This is a genomic window from Rheinheimera sp. UJ51 (genome assembly GCF_020819615.1).
Taxonomy (GTDB): domain Bacteria; phylum Pseudomonadota; class Gammaproteobacteria; order Enterobacterales; family Alteromonadaceae; genus Alishewanella; species Alishewanella maricola.
On record NZ_JAJHOG010000001.1, the window covers coordinates 109804 to 127628 of the forward strand.

11 protein-coding genes are annotated in these 17825 nt (G+C 48.9%); 4 read left to right on the forward strand and 7 right to left on the reverse strand.

Going from position 1 to position 17825, the window contains the following annotated elements; genetic code table 11:
• Position 1 precedes the first annotated feature (1 nt).
• From LMJ53_RS00520 to LMJ53_RS00530, 3 genes are all read right to left on the reverse strand, one after another.
• The gene (locus tag LMJ53_RS00520) at positions 2-1261 is read right to left on the reverse strand and encodes an ectonucleotide pyrophosphatase/phosphodiesterase (RefSeq protein WP_229584298.1); all 1260 of its coding nucleotides are present in this window, start codon (positions 1259-1261) and stop codon (positions 2-4) included.
• A gap of 183 nt (positions 1262-1444) precedes the next feature.
• Entirely contained in the window at positions 1445-3889 is a 2445-nt protein-coding gene (gene pbpC / locus LMJ53_RS00525; protein WP_229584574.1) for a penicillin-binding protein 1C, read from the reverse strand.
• 45 nt (positions 3890-3934) lie between these two features.
• Complete coding sequence (locus tag LMJ53_RS00530; RefSeq protein ID WP_229584299.1) at positions 3935-9766, reverse strand: alpha-2-macroglobulin; 5832 nt, start codon at positions 9764-9766, stop codon at positions 3935-3937.
• A 187-nt stretch (positions 9767-9953) separates the two neighbouring features.
• On the opposite strand from LMJ53_RS00530, the gene LMJ53_RS00535 reads away from it, so the two are divergent.
• The 3 genes from LMJ53_RS00535 to LMJ53_RS00545 all read left to right on the forward strand — a co-directional run bounded on the left by LMJ53_RS00535 (position 9954) and on the right by LMJ53_RS00545 (position 11912).
• Positions 9954-10586, forward strand: a complete 633-nt coding sequence (locus tag LMJ53_RS00535) for a methylamine utilization protein (protein WP_229584300.1) — start codon at positions 9954-9956, stop codon at positions 10584-10586.
• A 76-nt stretch (positions 10587-10662) separates the two neighbouring features.
• On the forward strand, positions 10663-11496 hold the full coding sequence (locus tag LMJ53_RS00540; RefSeq protein WP_229584301.1) for a DUF3034 family protein: 834 nt from the start codon (positions 10663-10665) through the stop codon (positions 11494-11496).
• A complete protein-coding gene (locus LMJ53_RS00545) occupies positions 11496-11912 on the forward strand; it encodes a group I truncated hemoglobin (RefSeq protein ID WP_226750118.1) in 417 nt (138 codons plus the stop codon). Before LMJ53_RS00540 ends, LMJ53_RS00545 begins: the two co-directional genes overlap by 1 nt.
• A 199-nt stretch (positions 11913-12111) precedes the next feature.
• Here the strand turns inward: LMJ53_RS00545 and thpR are convergent, their stop codons facing one another.
• On the reverse strand, positions 12112-12618 hold the full coding sequence (gene thpR, locus LMJ53_RS00550; protein ID WP_229584302.1) for an RNA 2',3'-cyclic phosphodiesterase: 507 nt from the start codon (positions 12616-12618) through the stop codon (positions 12112-12114).
• A 116-nt stretch (positions 12619-12734) separates the two neighbouring features.
• Positions 12735-15008 carry a YgiQ family radical SAM protein gene (locus LMJ53_RS00555; RefSeq protein WP_229584575.1) on the reverse strand — a complete coding sequence of 758 codons (2274 nt, stop codon included), beginning with the start codon at positions 15006-15008 and terminating at the stop codon, positions 12735-12737.
• A 174-nt stretch (positions 15009-15182) separates the two neighbouring features.
• Between LMJ53_RS00555 and LMJ53_RS00560 the strand changes: the two genes are divergently transcribed.
• Complete coding sequence (locus LMJ53_RS00560) at positions 15183-16082, forward strand: cation diffusion facilitator family transporter (RefSeq protein ID WP_229584303.1); 900 nt, start codon at positions 15183-15185, stop codon at positions 16080-16082.
• A gap of 116 nt (positions 16083-16198) precedes the next feature.
• Here LMJ53_RS00560 and LMJ53_RS00565 read toward each other — a convergent pair whose 3' ends face one another.
• A complete protein-coding gene (locus tag LMJ53_RS00565; RefSeq protein WP_229584304.1) occupies positions 16199-16735 on the reverse strand; it encodes a hypothetical protein in 537 nt (178 codons plus the stop codon).
• Between the two features lie 221 nt (positions 16736-16956).
• Complete coding sequence (locus tag LMJ53_RS00570; RefSeq protein ID WP_229584305.1) at positions 16957-17724, reverse strand: helix-turn-helix domain-containing protein; 768 nt, start codon at positions 17722-17724, stop codon at positions 16957-16959.
• Between the last annotated feature and the right edge of the window lie 101 nt (positions 17725-17825).

The window sequence follows — 17825 nt, forward strand, 5'->3', positions numbered from 1 at the left end:
ATTATTCCTCAGCCAGCATCAAAGCTACGGCTGCAGGATCACCATCATTCGGGGCCGGTGCAATTTGCAATACCGCCGCCATCACATTATAGATATCAACCATACTAAGCTTCTCGACGGCGGTGGCTTTTTTAAAGGCCGGGCCCACAGCAATCAAGGTCGTTTGCATATCTGGTTCGCTATTATCATAACCATGGCTACCACGCGGATCTAAATAAGTGGGATCCGCTTCTAAGCGGGCTAAAGCACTTTGCCGCACGAAAATCCACGGCTGTTCAGCCAGTAAAAAAATCGGTGCGATACGGCTATGCTGCTGATAATGAAAGCGTGCTGGGAAATCAGCTTTACGATATAAGCGCATCTGCTCTGGGTTATAACGCTCAGCAATTTGCTGATACAGCGTGTCTTCTGCGCCCTCTTTCGGGAAAATACTGATCAACTCACGTGAAAGCCGCACATTTAACGCTAAATCGGCTGAGAATAACTCATCCGCCACAATATGCTTGCGCTGATCCACTTCGGCCATGCCATGATCTGAGCTGATAATCAGATTTAACTCATCAGCTTGACCGCGAGCGGTTAAGGTTTGCATCAAATAGGCGATCTCAGCATCCACATCGGCTAAGGCTTGTGCCGTTTGTGCGGATAAGGGGCCAAAATCATGTCCGGCTGAATCCACATCGCTGAAATATAACGTAATGACCTTAGGCCGCTCAGCATAAGGTAACGCTAACCAATCAAGCACCTGCTGGGTACGCTGACGATTTGGCGTATTATGCACATAAGGAAACCAATAGCTTGGGCGCAGGCCATTGATTTCAGCTTCGGTACCTGGATAAAAATAAGTGGCCGCCATTTTACCTTGGCGCTCAGCCGTGATCCAAATAGGCTCACCCTGCCACCAGAAACCATCCCCGACTTCCTCTGACTTACTCAAGGCAAACATACGGCCCGTTGCCGGATCATAGATAGAGTTATCAACAATACCGTGCTTTTCTGGGTGTAAACCGGTTACCAAAGAATAATGATTAGGAAAGGTTTTGCTTGGAAAGACCGGTTGTAACTGTTTCACCTGCACGCCAGCTGCTGCTAGCTTAGAGAGAGTCGGTGCTTGATGCAGTTGCAAATAATCGTGACGCAAACCATCAATTGAAATAATTAACAAGCTGGTCTGTGCGGCGTCTTTTGCCGTCGACTCGGTTTGTTCGGGTTTAGCGCAAGACACTAACAACAGCAGCATAACAACAGTTAAAAATCGCATGAAACTAACCTTTTATTAGCAGAAACCAGCAGCGGAAAACCCACAAAGCCAAAGCATTAACCTGCCCAGTGCTGCGGTAACCCCTTGGCGAAAGTACACATTGCTGCTAACGCAGCATGCAATTTGGTAAAGGCAATTAGTTTACTGCTTTTTTACTGGCGCTTCATGCCATTTTGCCCATAATTATTGCACGTTCAACGTAATTTCACTGCTGCCGCCTAAATCATCCTGTACCCGTAACTGATATTCTCCGGTACTGGCTGACCAAAATAAGGTTTCATTCGCGCCAACCGCCCCTAAAAAACGCTTACCGGCAAACCAATAACTCTGTGTGGCGGCACCATCTAAGCGCACCTGTAAGGCTAATGGCCGGCCGGCTTGGGCAAAATAGGTTAAACCCGCTTGGGGCGACACAATCTGCGGCGGTTGTGCTTGGCTTTGGGTTAACTGTGAACATGGGCTGGCGTAAGCGGGCGGTTGCTGTAAACGCACACCGGCTTGCTGATACAAGGCCGCAATATCAGAGGGCCAAAACTCAAATACCTGTAACTCGGTCAAAGGCGGTTGATGGTAACAAGCACGCAAGCCTGAAGCGCGAAAAATCGGCACCGGCCGATGTAACTCTGATAAAGCAACCGGTGATACGCCAGGGATCACCCAACCCAGCTCAGTGGCAGGGCAAAAGCGATTAGGTAATTGAAAACTTTGCCGACACAGCGCAACTTGGCGTAAGTTAAGCTTTTCCGACACCGCAAACAGCTGCTGATTCGCATGTTGTTGCTCACCGAGCAGCGGTAATAACGAAAAGAACAAAGGTGCCGCTACCGTGCGCCCCACTAAATTCGGGTTGCTGCTGCCATCAAAGTTGCCAAGCCAAACGGCCACCACGTAATCACCATAGAGCCCCAGGGTCCAAGCATCACGATACGCATAAGAGGTGCCCGTTTTCCAAGCGATTGGCGGGCTATCCGTCATCGCGGCTAAACGCGCATTTTGTAAGGCGGGCTGACTACTGAGCATCTGTAAGGTTAAAAACGCCGCCTCGGGCAATAAGCCGGCGTTATTCTCCGTTGCTGCTACCCTCTTTAGTTCATGGGCGGTTATCTCAACAACATCTTGGGGGTGATTGGCTGTTTCCCCCCACGGCTTAGCCTCTATGCTCGCGTGTTGTGTCACTTCAACCTTGGTAGTCGCATCGCTGGCAAGCCACTGCAAATCACGATACTGCCCTTGATTGCCGAGCATGGCATATAAACGCACCATTTGCTGCATCGACAACTCCATGCCACCGAGCGCTAACGCTAAACCGTAATAACTGGCATCTTGCGGCAAGCGAACACCGTTAGCGCTAAGCCATTGGTAAAAATCAGGTTGTGCTAACTTTGCTTGTAACGTGACCGCCGGCACATTTCGACTTTGCACCAAGGCTGCCGTGGCGGTTAACGGGCCTTGAAAACGGCGATCGAAATTCTCTGGACTAAACAGGCCAAAGCGCTGCGGTAAATCTTTTAATAAGCTTTTCGGATGAATATGCCCTTGCTGTAACGCTAAGGCATAAATAAAAGGTTTTAAGGCTGAGCCCGGTGAACGTAGCGCCGCGGTACCATCGACTTGCCCCGCTATCTCCCGATTATAAAAATCGGCAGAGCCAATATAGGCTTTGATCTGCATGGTTGGGCGGTGCACCACGAGCACGCTGGCATTACGCAGCCCTAAACGCTGTTGCTGGCGCAAATAGCTGTCGACCCGTTGCTGCACTTGCTGCTGTAAATGCCAATCTAAACTACTGTGCAACTGGCCACTGGGGTGTTGCACAGCCAGTGCTTGCACAAAATGGGGGGCGGTGAAAGGCAAGTCGGAGCGGCGTTTAAAACGAAGTGGGATCTGCAATAACTGCTGCTCACTTGCTGTTAACGGATAATACTGTTGCCATATTTGCAGTAACCGGGCTCGCGCTGCTTCAAGTTGTGCCGCGCCGTTTTGCCGCTCAGGGTTACGTTGTAGCGGGTTTTGTGGGATCACCGCCAGCGCTAAGGCTTCAGCCGTGCTGAGTTCAGCGGCAGTCTTGCCAAAGTAAATTAGGCTAGCGGCAGCAACGCTTTCGATGTTGCCGCCGTAAGGGGCGTAATTTAAATAGGCTTCTAAAATGGCATCTTTGCTGAAATGCCGCTCTAAATACAAGGCCAAGCCAATTTGCTGTAATTTGCCCAGCACAGTTTGACTGTCAATTCCGTAATGCAAACGGGCTAATTGCATAGTGATGGTGGAAGCGCCCTGCCGCCGTCCCCCCTTCAGTACCCCTTGCGAAAACGCTCGTGCTAACGCTAGCAGATCCAAGCCAAAATGCTGGTAAAAGCGACGATCTTCATACAACAAGGTGGCTTGCTGTAACGCTGGGGCCATATCGGTTAGCGCCAGTCGTAACCGATAACGCTCATCCGTTGCCGGACGCAGTGCTAACAATTGGCCGCCTGCGGCAAAAACCGCTTGGCTTTGTGCATACTGGGCATACAGCTGCGGTTTGGCCGTAAAAAAGGGTAAGCCATACCAAAACAACGCCAATAGCGCGAGTAAGACCAACCCGCGTGCTATTTTCTGACGCCACAGCCGTTTTAACCGAAACCTCATCACTGACAGTGCCCCAGCGTATTAGCGGTCATAAGCTGCAAACGGCTAAGGTTGAGTTGGATCAGCTTGATAGGCACTCACCTCAAGCTGACCGGCTGGCGTGTAAGCGCGCACACGATTGTCGTACATGGCTTCAGCCGAGGCCACCGGCACCGTAAAACGACCGGCTGTGCTGACACGCACCTGATAAGTCAGCTCGGTCATTTGCGGTGCAATAGCGCCATACCACAGCACGCGATCTTCACGAATGTCCATATAATCGGCCTGCCATAGGCCACTTTGCCTGGGTACGGAGCTGCGCACCACCTCAAAGCCGGCCGGTAATAAATCGGTAATCACCATATTACTGATGGTGGCCCCCGTTAAGCTACGCAGCCGCAAACGCACGGTTAACAGTTGCCCTTGGCGCGCATGGGTGATTTTCTCGCCCTCACTGTTCAGGTAATCACGCACCAGCTCAACACCGTCTGCCCGGGCTTTGCTCGGTAATTGCGCCGCATAGCCTTGCTCTGATAAGGCATAAAACAATGGGTACGCTGCATTTAAGCTAAATTGCTGTACGGCTTTATCCGTAGTGGCGCGCGCATAAGGCCAGTTATCTAACAGCGCTAACTTTTCGCCGTCGGCTGATAAGGTGGGTAATACCGATACGGTATTTGGCTTGATATCAGTATAAGCCGCTAACGCCAAAATGCTGTAAGCCGCCGCTTGCGTATGATAATCGCCCGCAAATAGCGGCTCGAGCTGTGTTAACAGTTGCTCGCTACTAAGCTGTGCTGCCTGCTCTGGGAAATGCCGCGCTAATAACAACAGATACTGGCTATCTAAGTTAAACTGTGATTGAAACTCAGGGTTAGCAAAAGGCTGTGGCAAGCGATTAACCGGCTTGTAGTCGCGCTCAAGTAACGAGGTTTTGCCTGCTTGATAAGGCTTCAGCAAACTTTGCGCTAAGCTAGGTTGCTGTAAAATTTGATAACTGGCCGCCATGTACACTGCCAAAATATCTGATTGCCAACGCTGTTCATGCTGCCGTGTTAAGCGCTCATGCAGGTGTGTTAAGGCATTACTGACTTGCTCACCTTTTACGCTTAACAAGTAAATTGCCTGGGCGCGTAATCTCGCTTGATAAAGATTAGCACCAGCGCCTTGGCTTAAGGTCCGTAAATAATGCATCGCCCGCTCCAGCATATAATGTGGCACGGCAAAACCTTGCTGCTCCGCTTCCAGTAAAAACTGGATCACATACAACGAGGGGAAATCTGCGCTTTGGGTATGACCTGGCCAAAAAGCAAAGCCACCATCGGCTTGTTGCCGTTCGGCTAAGGCTTGCAGCAGCTTAGCAAATTTTTCATTTAATTGTGGCCACTGCGCTTGGAAATGCGCTTGTTTAACCAAGGGGATCCAAGGAAAAACTTGGCTAACCATCTGCTCAGTACAACCATGTGGATAAGTATCCAAGTAATGACTTAAACGGTCGACCAATAGTAACGGGCTGCTACCCGCCGTAAGCTGCCGATCAGCCAATACCGGCAACAAGGCCGTAGCATTCAGTTGTTGCTGCCCACTTTTACTGTAACCAAACTGCAATTGCCGCAAATAAGGCTGTGCCGGGCGAATACTTAAACTCAACTCTCGTTGACTGCTCTGCAGGCCATCAACCGTGGCCACACTAAACCGAATTGAGGCTTCGCCAGGTTGCTCGTTTGCCTTTAATTTCAGCCGCAGAACCTGTGCAGCCCCTTCATCCACAGTAATACTTTGCGTTGGCTCACTGAGCAAGGTTAAGCCTTGACTCACCGTTGTCTTAACCTCTAACGGTAACGCCTTACCTGAGCCATCGAGCATATTACTGATCGACAAACTGATCTCAAATTCATCTGCCGGTGCTACTGCCGTCAATACATCGGGCTGCAGAACAAAGGGCCCACGAACCAACACGTCTTGGCGAGTCGCTCCTAACGCCTGCTCAGAGACCCCCACGGCCATTAATTGCACCGTGCCATTAAAGGTATCGGGTAATCGCGCCTGATGCACACTGCCATTAGCATCGGTTTTCGCCACACCTAACCAAAAGACGCCAGGTTGTTCCACCCGACGGGCGAACGGATTGGTGTCACTTTTCAATCGAGCCGCCGAAAGCATTAGCCTTTCGGTATCACCACCAGGGCCTGCCGTTAAACGTTGTAAGGCGCTAAATTCCGGTAAAATAAGATCAAGCATCTGCATACTGCGCACTTGTAAGGCACGTTTTTGTAAGAAAAACGCCAGTGGATCGGGTAAGTCGTAAGCGGCTACCTGCAAGATACCGGCATCGACACCGTACAGCAGCACATCGGCGGGCTGATCGCTGCTTAAACTAAAGCTAAATTCTCGCCCGGGCTGGATCAACGCCGGTGCCGTTAAGTTAAGCTGCAAGGTTCTGGCAGCACGAGCAATATTAAAGGGTTGCACCGCATAACTAAGTGGGCTTAACAGCAGCTCAGGCGCACCGGCTGCGCGCACAAAACTAACATTTAAATAAGCATTACCTTGCAAGTCTGCCGGTATTTGAATGCGCTGCATACTGTGGCTGCTATCTGCTTGAAACCAGCGAAAGGCGACGACCTTGTTTGTTTCAATGGTGATTAAACCACTACCGGTATAAGGTGCCGTTACACTAAACTCTAACCACTCGCCCGGCTGATAATCGCTTTTGCTAAGTTTTAGTTGTAACTCGGCATTTTGCTCGAGTTGCGCGGTCAAATTAGCATTACCGACCACAGTGTAATCGGTTTGACTGACCAGCTCACCTGCCGTATTAAACAGCTGCAGCTGATAATCGCCAGGTTGTTCGGTATTCAACTGATAAGTTTGCCCTTGCTCGGCAATACTGAAGTCTTGCTCTGCTATGACCTTTTGCTGCAACACCGTTTGATATTGCAAGGTACCATCGGGTTGTTTCACCAAACTGGATAACGGTGTTTTTTGCACGAACTTTAGCGTTAAATGGTCTTGTGCTAACGGTGTTAACTGTTGATTAATGGCTAAAAAATGTAATTGCCGAGCTTGCTGTTGCTTTAAAAAATTCAGCGCACCATCGGCTTTCATGCCAATTAATACTGGGCTAGTCGCGATAAGCGCGCCATTACTGTGCTGCACTGCCCGCCCACCGGCGCTGTCAAACCCTTCAACATACACTTGCAATTGCCAATGGCCCTGTTGGAAACGCTGCAGCGGTAAGCTAAAAGTCACCTGGCCAGCGCTATCGGTTTGTTGCTCGGTTAAATTCTCGCGCTGCGCGACTAAGCTCTGCTCATTTGGGATCCCAAACTGATAATCTGGATAAGCATCAAATTGAAATGCGCTGGGCATCAAGACATAACGGGCAGCCACACGCCGCTGCTGTGCGGCACTGCCAAACAAGTTATCGAGTTGCAGTGCTAAACTTAATTGCTCAGGCAATAACCAACCTTTTGCCTGTTGATTAAACTGACTACTTATTTTTAAGGTGTCGGGTAAAAACTCTTCTAGCTGAAAACTGACATCACCGAGTGATTGTTGATGCCGGCCTTGCGCATCCACTAACATAATGAGGGCATCATATTCACCGGTATCGCTAAACTTAGCGGTGTCTAACTGAAAACTTTGTAAACCACGCGCTGATAAAGTGAATTTTTGCTGATGCAGCGCATTGCCTCGAGGCCCGTTAACTTGCAATTGTAAGCTGAGGTTTTTGGCTGTTACCGGTGCTAAATCACTGCGGCGAATAATACTGGCTAACTGCACCGTTTCACCCGGCCGGTAAATGCCACGATCGCTGAACATAAAGGCTTTAAGCTGAGCCGCATTGCCCGACTGATATTCGCCATCAATCGCAAAGCGCGAATAATCGAGTTGTCGACTGTAACGATTAAACGGAATAAACGTACTGTCGGTGCGACCGTTTTCAGTGTGCTGGACCAAATACACGGTGGCCTGCTCCGCCTCTTTTAAGCCATTAGTCACACCCAGCTCCACATGGCCTTGCTTATCGGTGATGCCGCTGTATACCGCCAAGCCATTACGCCCAAGCAATTGCACCTTGGCACCACTCACCGGCTTGCCGCTGGCTAAAGACATCACAAAGATTTTTTGGCTACTGTCTTGTTGGTGTTTCACCATCAAGCCTAAATCGGTGACCAACACCAGCCGCTTATCTAATACTTCGCCTAACCAATCCGGATACTTCGGATCGTGTTGATATAGCTCTACAAAATACACGCCCATGCCTTCACGCTGCAGATGAGGTTTTAAATCTAAACTTAAAAACTGATTTTTTTGGGGTGTCTGATTATTGATTTCAAAGATCTGCTCGGTGATAGCCGCAAGATTTTCCGCACCGAAACTGCGATTGTAAAAAAAGGGGTTGCTGATATCTCCGCCACTTTGGCTAATTAGATGATTAAGATGTTGCGGTAATACCTTAGCCAATCGCACTTTTAGCTGAGGTAAGCCGCGGCTGACCAGTTGCAGCTTTTGCTCACCAGACAACATTAATACCGCACCCTCACCACTGATCTGCGCTTCTTTTGGATAATCCGGTAGCGTCAGTATGCGTTGATAGGTATGGCTTAGTTGATAATTATCTAAACCGGGTAAACCCGCCTTAACTATCACCGCCAATTGCCGCTGCGCCGGTAAATCCAATTTAATGGCAAAATCTTGTTGATGGGCAAAAGCACCGGGCTCTAGCTGATAATGCAATAACCGGGCTTGTGCTAAGGTGGCCGGCGTTAACTCTGCGGCCGTCCAAGTGCGTTTCGCCGGATGTATCGGTAACAGATATAACTGTAAGTGTGCCGTCAGATCAGTAAAACGCACCCGATCAGTCAGGTTCAATTGCAATACTTGCTCAGGCTCTGCTTGGGCGTTACGCACTAATTGCAATTGCGCATCACTGATCTGCAACACCGTAGCTTGATCGGGGATCAACACTTGCTGCTGTTGCGCCTCTTGCGTGCGGCCTTGACCATGCTGCGCTTTAACGCCAGCAGCGAGCTCGAAAGTTAAAAATTGTGCTTGCTTAGGCAAACTGATCGGTTCGCTTTGCAGATACCAAACCCGTCCTTGCTCAGCACTTTGCAGGGTATAAGCAACAGACTGCGCTTTACTACCCACTTTTTCTCCGCTTTGCGGCAAGTTTAAACTCAACGCTTTTTGCAAACTTTGTTGCTCAACCGCATGAGTAAAAGCCAGCGTGGCTAAAATGCGTCGCACCGAAACCTGCTCGGGATCTTGATAAAACTGCAGTTGTTCTATGGCAACATTAAGGGCCGGACTGTCGAATGACCATTTGCGGGTAGCGAGAGCTATCTTGTCGGCAAACCAGGTTTTAGGCAGTGTGATCTGATAACGCTGACCCGCTGGCCAAGCTTGCTCGGGTAAAAACTGTAATTGGTTATCATCCAGCCATTGCCACTGGCCCTGAATGGCGGGTGTGAGCGTATCCCCTACCGTCAGGCTTTCACCTATTAAAGCCAGCTTTGCTGCGCTTAAGTTTGCAGTAGCTATCGGTAAACTGATCCGGGCGGGGTTAACATCGACAAGTTGCGCGTTATCGCTGGCGGGGTCTTCTTGGTAAAAGCGCAATAATAACGGCGTGGGTTGTTCTACCTGTTGTACTATCTCACCTTGGCTTGGCGCGATCACTTGCGCTAACACCTGCGGTGCTTTGGGCAATTGCAAATAATAGCGAGTGAATAACGCTAAACTCATTAGCATCAACAACACAATAAGTAAAGCCGCACCAAAACGCTTCGGCTTCGCTTTCGCTTGTTGTTGTAGCTTGGCTAACCAAGCCGGTGCCGCCCAGCTGAGCTGCCCAAACAGCCGAGTAAATAAAGACGAAGCCCCTGACATACCCCTTCCTTGCTCGCGTCAACCGCGGAAAATTCCTCAATATTGTTAAAGTATAGCCCTGTTATATTAATAACCGATGAACTCTTTTAAAAAAGGCGGTGATAACCTAATGATTTAGGGAGAAAATTGAATTTAAGCCAGCCGTAGTTTAAAGTAAAAACCAGATCCCACTAAAAAAGTGTCCAACATGAAATTTCATTCCTCACTACTAGGCATACTGATGCTTGTTTTTGCTAGCTTTGCTTCTCAAGGCCAAGGTGTCAGCATTACCGTGTTAGATCAGACTAACAAACCGCTGGCCGATGCGGTGATTGAAATTATCAGCCCTGATTTTAAAACGACCACCGCAGCGAAAATAGCGCATGTCGCACAAGAAGATCTTGTATTTGTACCCTTTGTTACCGCGATTCAACAAGGTAATCTGATCGACTTTCCCAATCGCGACAAAACCCGACATCACGTTTACTCTTTTTCTAGTGCTAAAACCTTTGAGATCCAGCTGTATTCCGGTAAGCCTGAGGCGCCCGTTCAATTTGACGAGCCCGGGATCGTAGTTCTTGGCTGCAATATTCATGATTATATGCTGGCTTATATCTATATCGGCGAAAACCCGTTATTACTCGTTACCGATAGTGAGGGCAAAGTAAACTTTCCTGAGGTTCCAAAGGGTGAACTTCGCTTAAAAATCTGGCATCCATGGCAAGTTGAGGCTTTAGCTGAGCAAGTGGTTACGCCAGATGAAACGAACCATCTCACCTTTTCCTTAGCCATCGAAGACAATGAAAAGCCCCGTGCACCTCAGCGCGGCTTTGGTAGTTAAGTTTATTTATGCTAAAAAAACGCCTGGGGTAATAGCCTAAGCAGCTGCCACTTTGGGTGTAGTCTGGAGATACTCTATGATCACGCGTTTTACATTAGCCCTTTGTTGCCTACTTGCCAGCGCGAGCAGTGTTGCAGGCAGCAAAATCGTGGCGACAGGCGGTGCAAGTAGCATTGAAGGCAGTGCTGGCGGCGGTATTGTGCCGTGGGCAGTGATTAACGGTTATGGCAGCAGTGATGAATGGAGCGCCACCGCTTTTACGAGCCGCGTCGGTGTTGATGATTTCACGCTAAATGTGTTTGGCGCCAGCGTCAGTTATGACAATAAATGGGAATGGTCGGTTGCCCGGCAAACCTTCAAATTAGATAGCATTGGCGGTGAATTACGCCAAGATGTCTTTGGTGTTAAATACCATATCGCCGGAGAACTACTGTACACGGCTTTGCCGCAAATCAGCGTTGGCTTACAGTATAAAAAGCACCGTGATTTTGGTTTACCGCAAGCGGTTGGCGCTCGTGATGATAGTGGTGTCGATGTTTATTTTTCTGCCAGTAAAGTGTTGTTTGACCAATTTGCCGGGCGCAATTTGCTGCTAAACGGCACAGTGCGTGCTACTAAAGCTAACCAAACCGGTTTACTCGGCTTTGGCAGTGCTAGCGATAACAATTACCAGTTTGTCTTTGAAGGTTCAGCGGCAGTTTTGCTGAATTATAACGTGGCACTGGGCATTGAATTTAAACAAAAGCCTGATCAATTAAACTTTGCTACCGAGCAACATTGGCGCGATCTGTTTGTCGCGTGGTTTATCAATAAGCATGTGTCGGTGGTCGGTGGCTATGTCGACCTTGGCAGTATTGCCGGTTTTGATCAGCAACAAGGTTATTATATTTCAGTAGAAGGAGCCTGGTAATGCGCACCATCACCCCCTTAGTTTTCGCGTTACTGTTGACGGCTTGTAGCCAACACCCCCAACCTAGCTTGTATCAACAACTCGGTGGTGAGCCGGGTATTGCCGCCATTACCGATGGTTTATTGCAAAAAATTGAACAAGATCAACGCATCGTGCATCACTTTGCCGATACCGATATTGCACGTTTTCGCCGATTATTAGCCGAGCAGCTGTGTAATATCAGCGGCGGCCCTTGTGAATATACTGGTGGCACCATGCAAGAAAGCCATACCGGCTTTAACATTACCTTGGCGCATTACGATGCGTTAGTCGAAAACTTAATTGACGTGATGCAACAACAACAGATTAGCATCAGTGCGCAAAATCAGTTATTAGCCCTACTTGCGCCCATGTACAAAGACATCACTTATCGCTAATCACCTAAGCACCCGAATGCGCTGAGCTATCTCCTCCGACCACACTCAGACACCGGTAAGAGCTCTGACCTCTGACCGCACTCCGAGACAGGTTGGACCACACTCCGAGACAGGTTGGACCACACTCTGAGACTGGTATGACCGGTGTCTGAGTGTGGTCGGACAACTGAAACTGAATAAGCTTGAATCTGACATCACGCTATTTATTCAGTGGCACATAACGCAGTTGTCCGGCAATTTGCGTTGAATGAAACAAGGCAAATCGGCCTATCCTAAGTACTAATGGCGCACAGGCCGGCAAGGGCTTCTCGTGATCCACTTTTCGAAGTAAGGTGATATGCGGCTTAAATTCGGGGTGCTGCGCCTCAAAGCCTTGTTGTTGACACAACTGCGTGATCTGCTGTTGTAACTGCAATAAAGGTTCAGGAATAACACTGGGCGCTAAGTAAGCAATTTTAGGTTTGGCGAAATAGCCCAATTTATCGAAAGTGAGCGTTATATCAATTGGCGCAATCGTCTTCGCCGCAGACAGTATAAACGGCTCTTGCTCACCGTCTACTTGACCAAGAAAAAACAGCGTTAAATGAAAGTTATCCGCAGTCACAATTCGCGCATCAGGATACTGCGCTATCAGCTGCTGCTGATACGTTAGGATAGCTTGTTGCTGCGCTGGGGAAAATTGCAGTGCAAAGAACAGTCTTTTCATATGCTCATGCGCTAAGTTAATGAAGCTAAAGCCGCGGTTTTTGTCAGCGAGCCCTGCTACGGTTTTATTATCATAACCAAGCGCCTAGTGTGTGCCAGACGCTTGGTTGTTCAAGACTAACCGCGTTGCGCTTTGCCGTTATGTGGGCGCTTTGCTTTTGGTTTTACCGCTGTCGGGCCATGAGTGCTAGCTGGCGTAGCAGGCTTTTGGCCGTTGTGTTTGGCTTTAGGCTTGCTCGTATTATCGGCGCGCGTGGCTTTGGCCGCTGGGTTTAACCCCGTGTGCCGCGTTAACGCCGGTTTCCCCCCCCGTAGAGGTTTGCGCTGTTGCTCGTCTTTGCTTTCCGGTGGCACTAAACAGTCTTTGCCCCGGCCGATTAAATGCTGTAAACCCATCTTTGTCAGCGCTTCGCGAATACTTGGCCAGCCTTTTGGATCGTGATAACGCAAAATGGCTTTATGTAAACGGCGCTGCCTTTCACCTTTGGGTACCGGCACCACTTCTTTATTCGCTTTATTAATGTTTTTCAGCGAATTCATCTCGGTGTGATAAATCGTGGTGGCATTGGCCATCGGGCTTGGATAAAAGTTTTGTACCTGATCTAATCTGAAATCACGCTCTTTTAACCATAAGGCTAAATTCACCATATCCATATCGGTGGTGCCAGGATGCGAGGCAATAAAATACGGGATCAGGTACTGCTCTTTGCCCGCTTCTTTACTAAAGCGATCAAACATTTCTTTAAATTTATCGTATGCGCCCATACCCGGCTTCATCATCTTACTTAGTGGGCCCTCTTCGGTATGCTCAGGGGCAATTTTTAAATAACCGCCGACATGATGCTGCACTAATTCTTTCACATAGTTAGGATCTTCTACCGCCAAGTCATATCGTACACCCGAGGCAATCAGCACCTTTTTGATGCCTTCGATATTACGCGCTTCACGGTACAACTCTACCGTCGGGCTTTGATCGGTATCCATGTGCTCACAAATGGTCGGATAGACACAAGAAGGTCGACGACAAGTTTGCTCTGCTTTCGGGTTTTTACAATTTAAGCGATACATATTGGCCGTGGGCCCACCTAAATCGGAGATCACGCCAGTAAAACCTGGCACTTTGTCGCGAATGTCTTTGATCTCTTGCATAATCGACTCTTTCGAGCGACTTTGAATAATCCGGCCTTCGTGCTCAGTGATAGAACAAAACGAGCAGCCACCAAAACAGCCTCGCATGATATTCACTGAGGTTTTAATCATTTCATAGGCAGGGATCTTGGCTTTGCCATACACCGGATGCGGAATACGCTGATAGGGCAAACCAAACACCAGATCCATCTCTTCGGTACTCAGCGGAAAAGCCGCAGGATTAACCCAGATATGCCGATCACCATGACGCTGCATAATGGCGCGCGCACAGCCCGGATTGGTTTCTTGGTGCAAAATACGTGAGGCATGGGCATACAACGGCTTATTCACACTCACCTGCTCAAACGCTGGTAGCTTAACGTAAGTCAGCTCCCACGGTTTTTGCCGTGGTGCTTGCACCATGATCGGCTTAGCTTCTTCTTCAACCGGTTTGCTCAGATCAATACCGGCCTTAGCAAATTCAGAATAGCTGCTACAACCGACATCATCGGCACCATAAGGATTAGGGATAGGGTCGATTTTACCAATTTTATCGATGGCAGTGGAATCTACGCCGCGCCAGCCCGGCAGAGGCTCTTTGCGGATCACCGCAGTGCCGCGCACATCCTGAATATCGGCCACCGGAATACCACTGGCAAGGCGATAGGCCACTTCAATTAACGGCCGCTCGGCATTACCATAAATTAAGATGTCAGCTTTGGCATCAAAAATGACGGAACGGCGCACTTTTTCAGACCAATAATCATAATGCGCAATACGGCGTAAACTGGCTTCAATACCGCCGATAATAACCGGCACATCACTGTATGCTTCTTTACAGCGCTGGGTATACACAATTACCGCGCGATCCGGTCTTTTACCCCCAATATCACCGGCGGTGTAAGCATCGTCATGCCGCAACTTTTTATCGGCGGTATAACGGTTGATCATCGAGTCCATATTACCGGCAGACACACCGTAAAACAGATTAGGTTTGCCTAAGCGCATAAAGTCGGCTTTGCTGTGCCAATCGGGCTGGGCAATAATCCCCACGCGATAGCCCTGCGCTTCCAACATACGCCCAACTACTGCCATCCCAAAGCTGGGGTGATCCACATAAGCATCGCCAACCACTAAGATAATGTCGCAGCTATCCCAACCTAATTTGTCCATTTCGGCGCGAGACATCGGTAAAAAAGGCGCGGTGCCGTAACATTCGGCCCAGTATTTTGGGTAAGAAAACAGATCGCGCTCAGGCGCCATCCGGGCTACCGGAGCAGATTTACGAAGATTTACAGTAGTCGCGGACATAATTACAGCACCTGAGTGTTACAAGGCCGCATATTATACAGGGTGTGCGATTGAAAGGCGAATAAGCCGCATGACTTTACTGCCTCGCAGGGCTACACTGATTTTTTGTCTCGAAGATTTGCGCCGATGTCATACCTACGCCCACGTCAATTGCTGTTACTGTCGCTACTTGCCGGTTTTTTAACCATGGCGTTAAAAACCCTGGCTTGGTATTTAACCGATTCGGTGGGTTTTTTATCTGACGCTATCGAGTCGCTGGTGAATGTCGCGGGCGCGAGTTTTGCGCTAATGATGGTAACACTGGCCAAACGCCCTGCTGATGAACAACATCCTTTTGGCCACGGCAAAGCAGAATACTTCTCAGCCGCTTTTGAAGGCGGCATGATTTTTCTGGCGGCACTCGCGATTATGTTTACCGCCGTTGAGCGTTTGCTCAATCCTCAACCTTTACTGGCCTTAAATATCGGCATCGCGCTAACTGTGCTGGCCAGCCTGCTTAACTTAGCCGTGGGCTTGCTACTGGTTAAAGGTGGGCAGCAACATCAATCGCCGGCCTTAGAGGGTGATGGCAAACATTTATTAACCGATGTTTGGACCACCGCTGGCGTGGTTATCGGGGTCGTGTTAGCGGCATTAACCGGGTTTATTTGGTTGGATGCCTTGGTGGCTATTTTGGTGGCCTTGCATATCCTGCGTGAAGGCGGCAGTATTTTATTCAAGGCGATAAATGGCTTAATGGACAGAGCCTTGCCTGCAGAGCAAATTGCCACGATTGAACAGATTTTTGTCGAGCTGGGTAATCGCCAGGCGCAGTTTACTCATTTACGCACCCGCGCTGCCGCCACCCAAGCGTTTGCGCAAGCGGATTTACTGGTACCCGGTGACTGGAGTGTCGAGCGTGCGCATCAATTAGCTGATGCTGCCGAGCAGCAATTACTCAGCTTAGGTGTGCAATTAACAGTACATATTGAACCGTTGGACTATAACAGCTCGGATAACAGGCTACTCAATCCAACCGTTCATTAACTCACTTTAGCCAGTCATATTGGCGAGATGCTGCATTACCTCGCGACCTTGGCAAGCCACTCTTCAGCAGCGAACAACATCGCTAGGCGGTGCTAAATGCCGAGAGACAGTAAAAACTATATCGCCAAGCCTGGCATACTGACCGCTAAATTAATGAAGCGCTGCTGGTGTTGCTGCAAGGCCGCCAAGTCTTCACTGGTTAAACACGGCTGAATCACTTTTTGCATATGACTGGTTTGCGCCAAGGTTTTTTCAACTTGATCGCGCTGCGCTTGCGGTAAAAACGGCAACGACTGCTGTGACAGATTCAACATCGGCTGCATCGATTGCAGAACTGGCCAAGCCCCTTTCGCGGTTAACTCTAAAAAGACTGCCGGAGTTAGCTGGTGCGCGGCCAAAATTTGTTGCATCTGCGCCACATACTCTTTACCGCTTTCCTTCGCTTGTAACTCACTGACATGCTGTGGCCAGTTGCAATGTGGCTGTAATCTTAAACGCTTTAACTCCGCGGGGCTGTCTTGCTCAATTTTCGCCAATTGCGGTAAAGCCGCCTCTAAGCGACTAATGTTTTGCTCAGTAATCACGGTAGCGGCCGACAACACACTACTAAAGCCAAACAACGGCAACATCAGCGCTAATACTTTCATTCGCATAAAAACCTCTTCACTATTTAAGTAAATTACTCCACAGCAACACCGACCTGTCTCTGAGTGTGGTCTAACCTGTGCGGTCCAACCTGTGCGGTCCAACCTGTCTCAGAGTGCGGCCAGAGCTCAGAGCTCGTACCGGTGTCTGAGTGTGGTCGGAGTTGTCTCTGAGTGTGGTCTGATCTGTGTTTTACGCGCTTAAGGCTGAACGCTGGCTGAAAGCGCATTTAGCTTAGATTATCTTGGCGTAATAACCGCTGCAAAGCGCCAAAACGCCAATCGCGAAGCGCCAGCACCACGCTACTGCCATGGCGCTGACTGAGCGGTAACTGACTGTCTTGTTGGACTAATTCGTTAAATTCATGGGCGAGGCGTTTTAGCTTGCGTTGAAACACCGCATTATTCGATACCGACAACATGCCATTTAACACCAGCAAGCATTCTTGCTCGCCGTTAAAACGATGATGAATAAAGTCGCTTGCCAGTTGCTGTTGAAAGAAGCGTTGAATGGGGCCATCGCTACGCCAGCTAAAATTCGGGGCCACTTTTAATTTAATGCGGTTTTGCGGTAGCAGTTCAATCAACTTTAAACGGTCTAATTTAATCAACTTTTGCAAACATTCAGTTGGCGTCAGTTGATACCACTGCAGCATGTCTTGCATCGTCCAATGATTTAACGCCGATACGGCCACCACTAACAAGGTCAGATCTTCAGTTAACTGCTGCTCTTGCTGTTCGGTCAGTTGCGTTACCTGCCACTGAGTTTGCTCTAATAAACGCAGCAGATCAGTAAAGTCTAAGGCCATCAACTGACAAATGCTTTCAATGCGCGCCAGCGTAAACTGCTGTTGAGAAAACATCCGTTTCACACTGGCTTCAGTTAGCCCAAGATGGGCTGCGACCTGTTGGTACGTTAAGCCATGCTGTTTTAAGGCCTGCTTTATCACTTTAATTAATGCGTTACTTTGTTGCATCGGATGTTCAGCTATTGTCATACCCAGCCTTAAAAGTAGCGTATTACGCTACTAAAGGCGATAAATATTGCTGCTTTTATTTTTTAGGTAGCGCATTGTTTACTTGCCTGCTAGCTTAATGA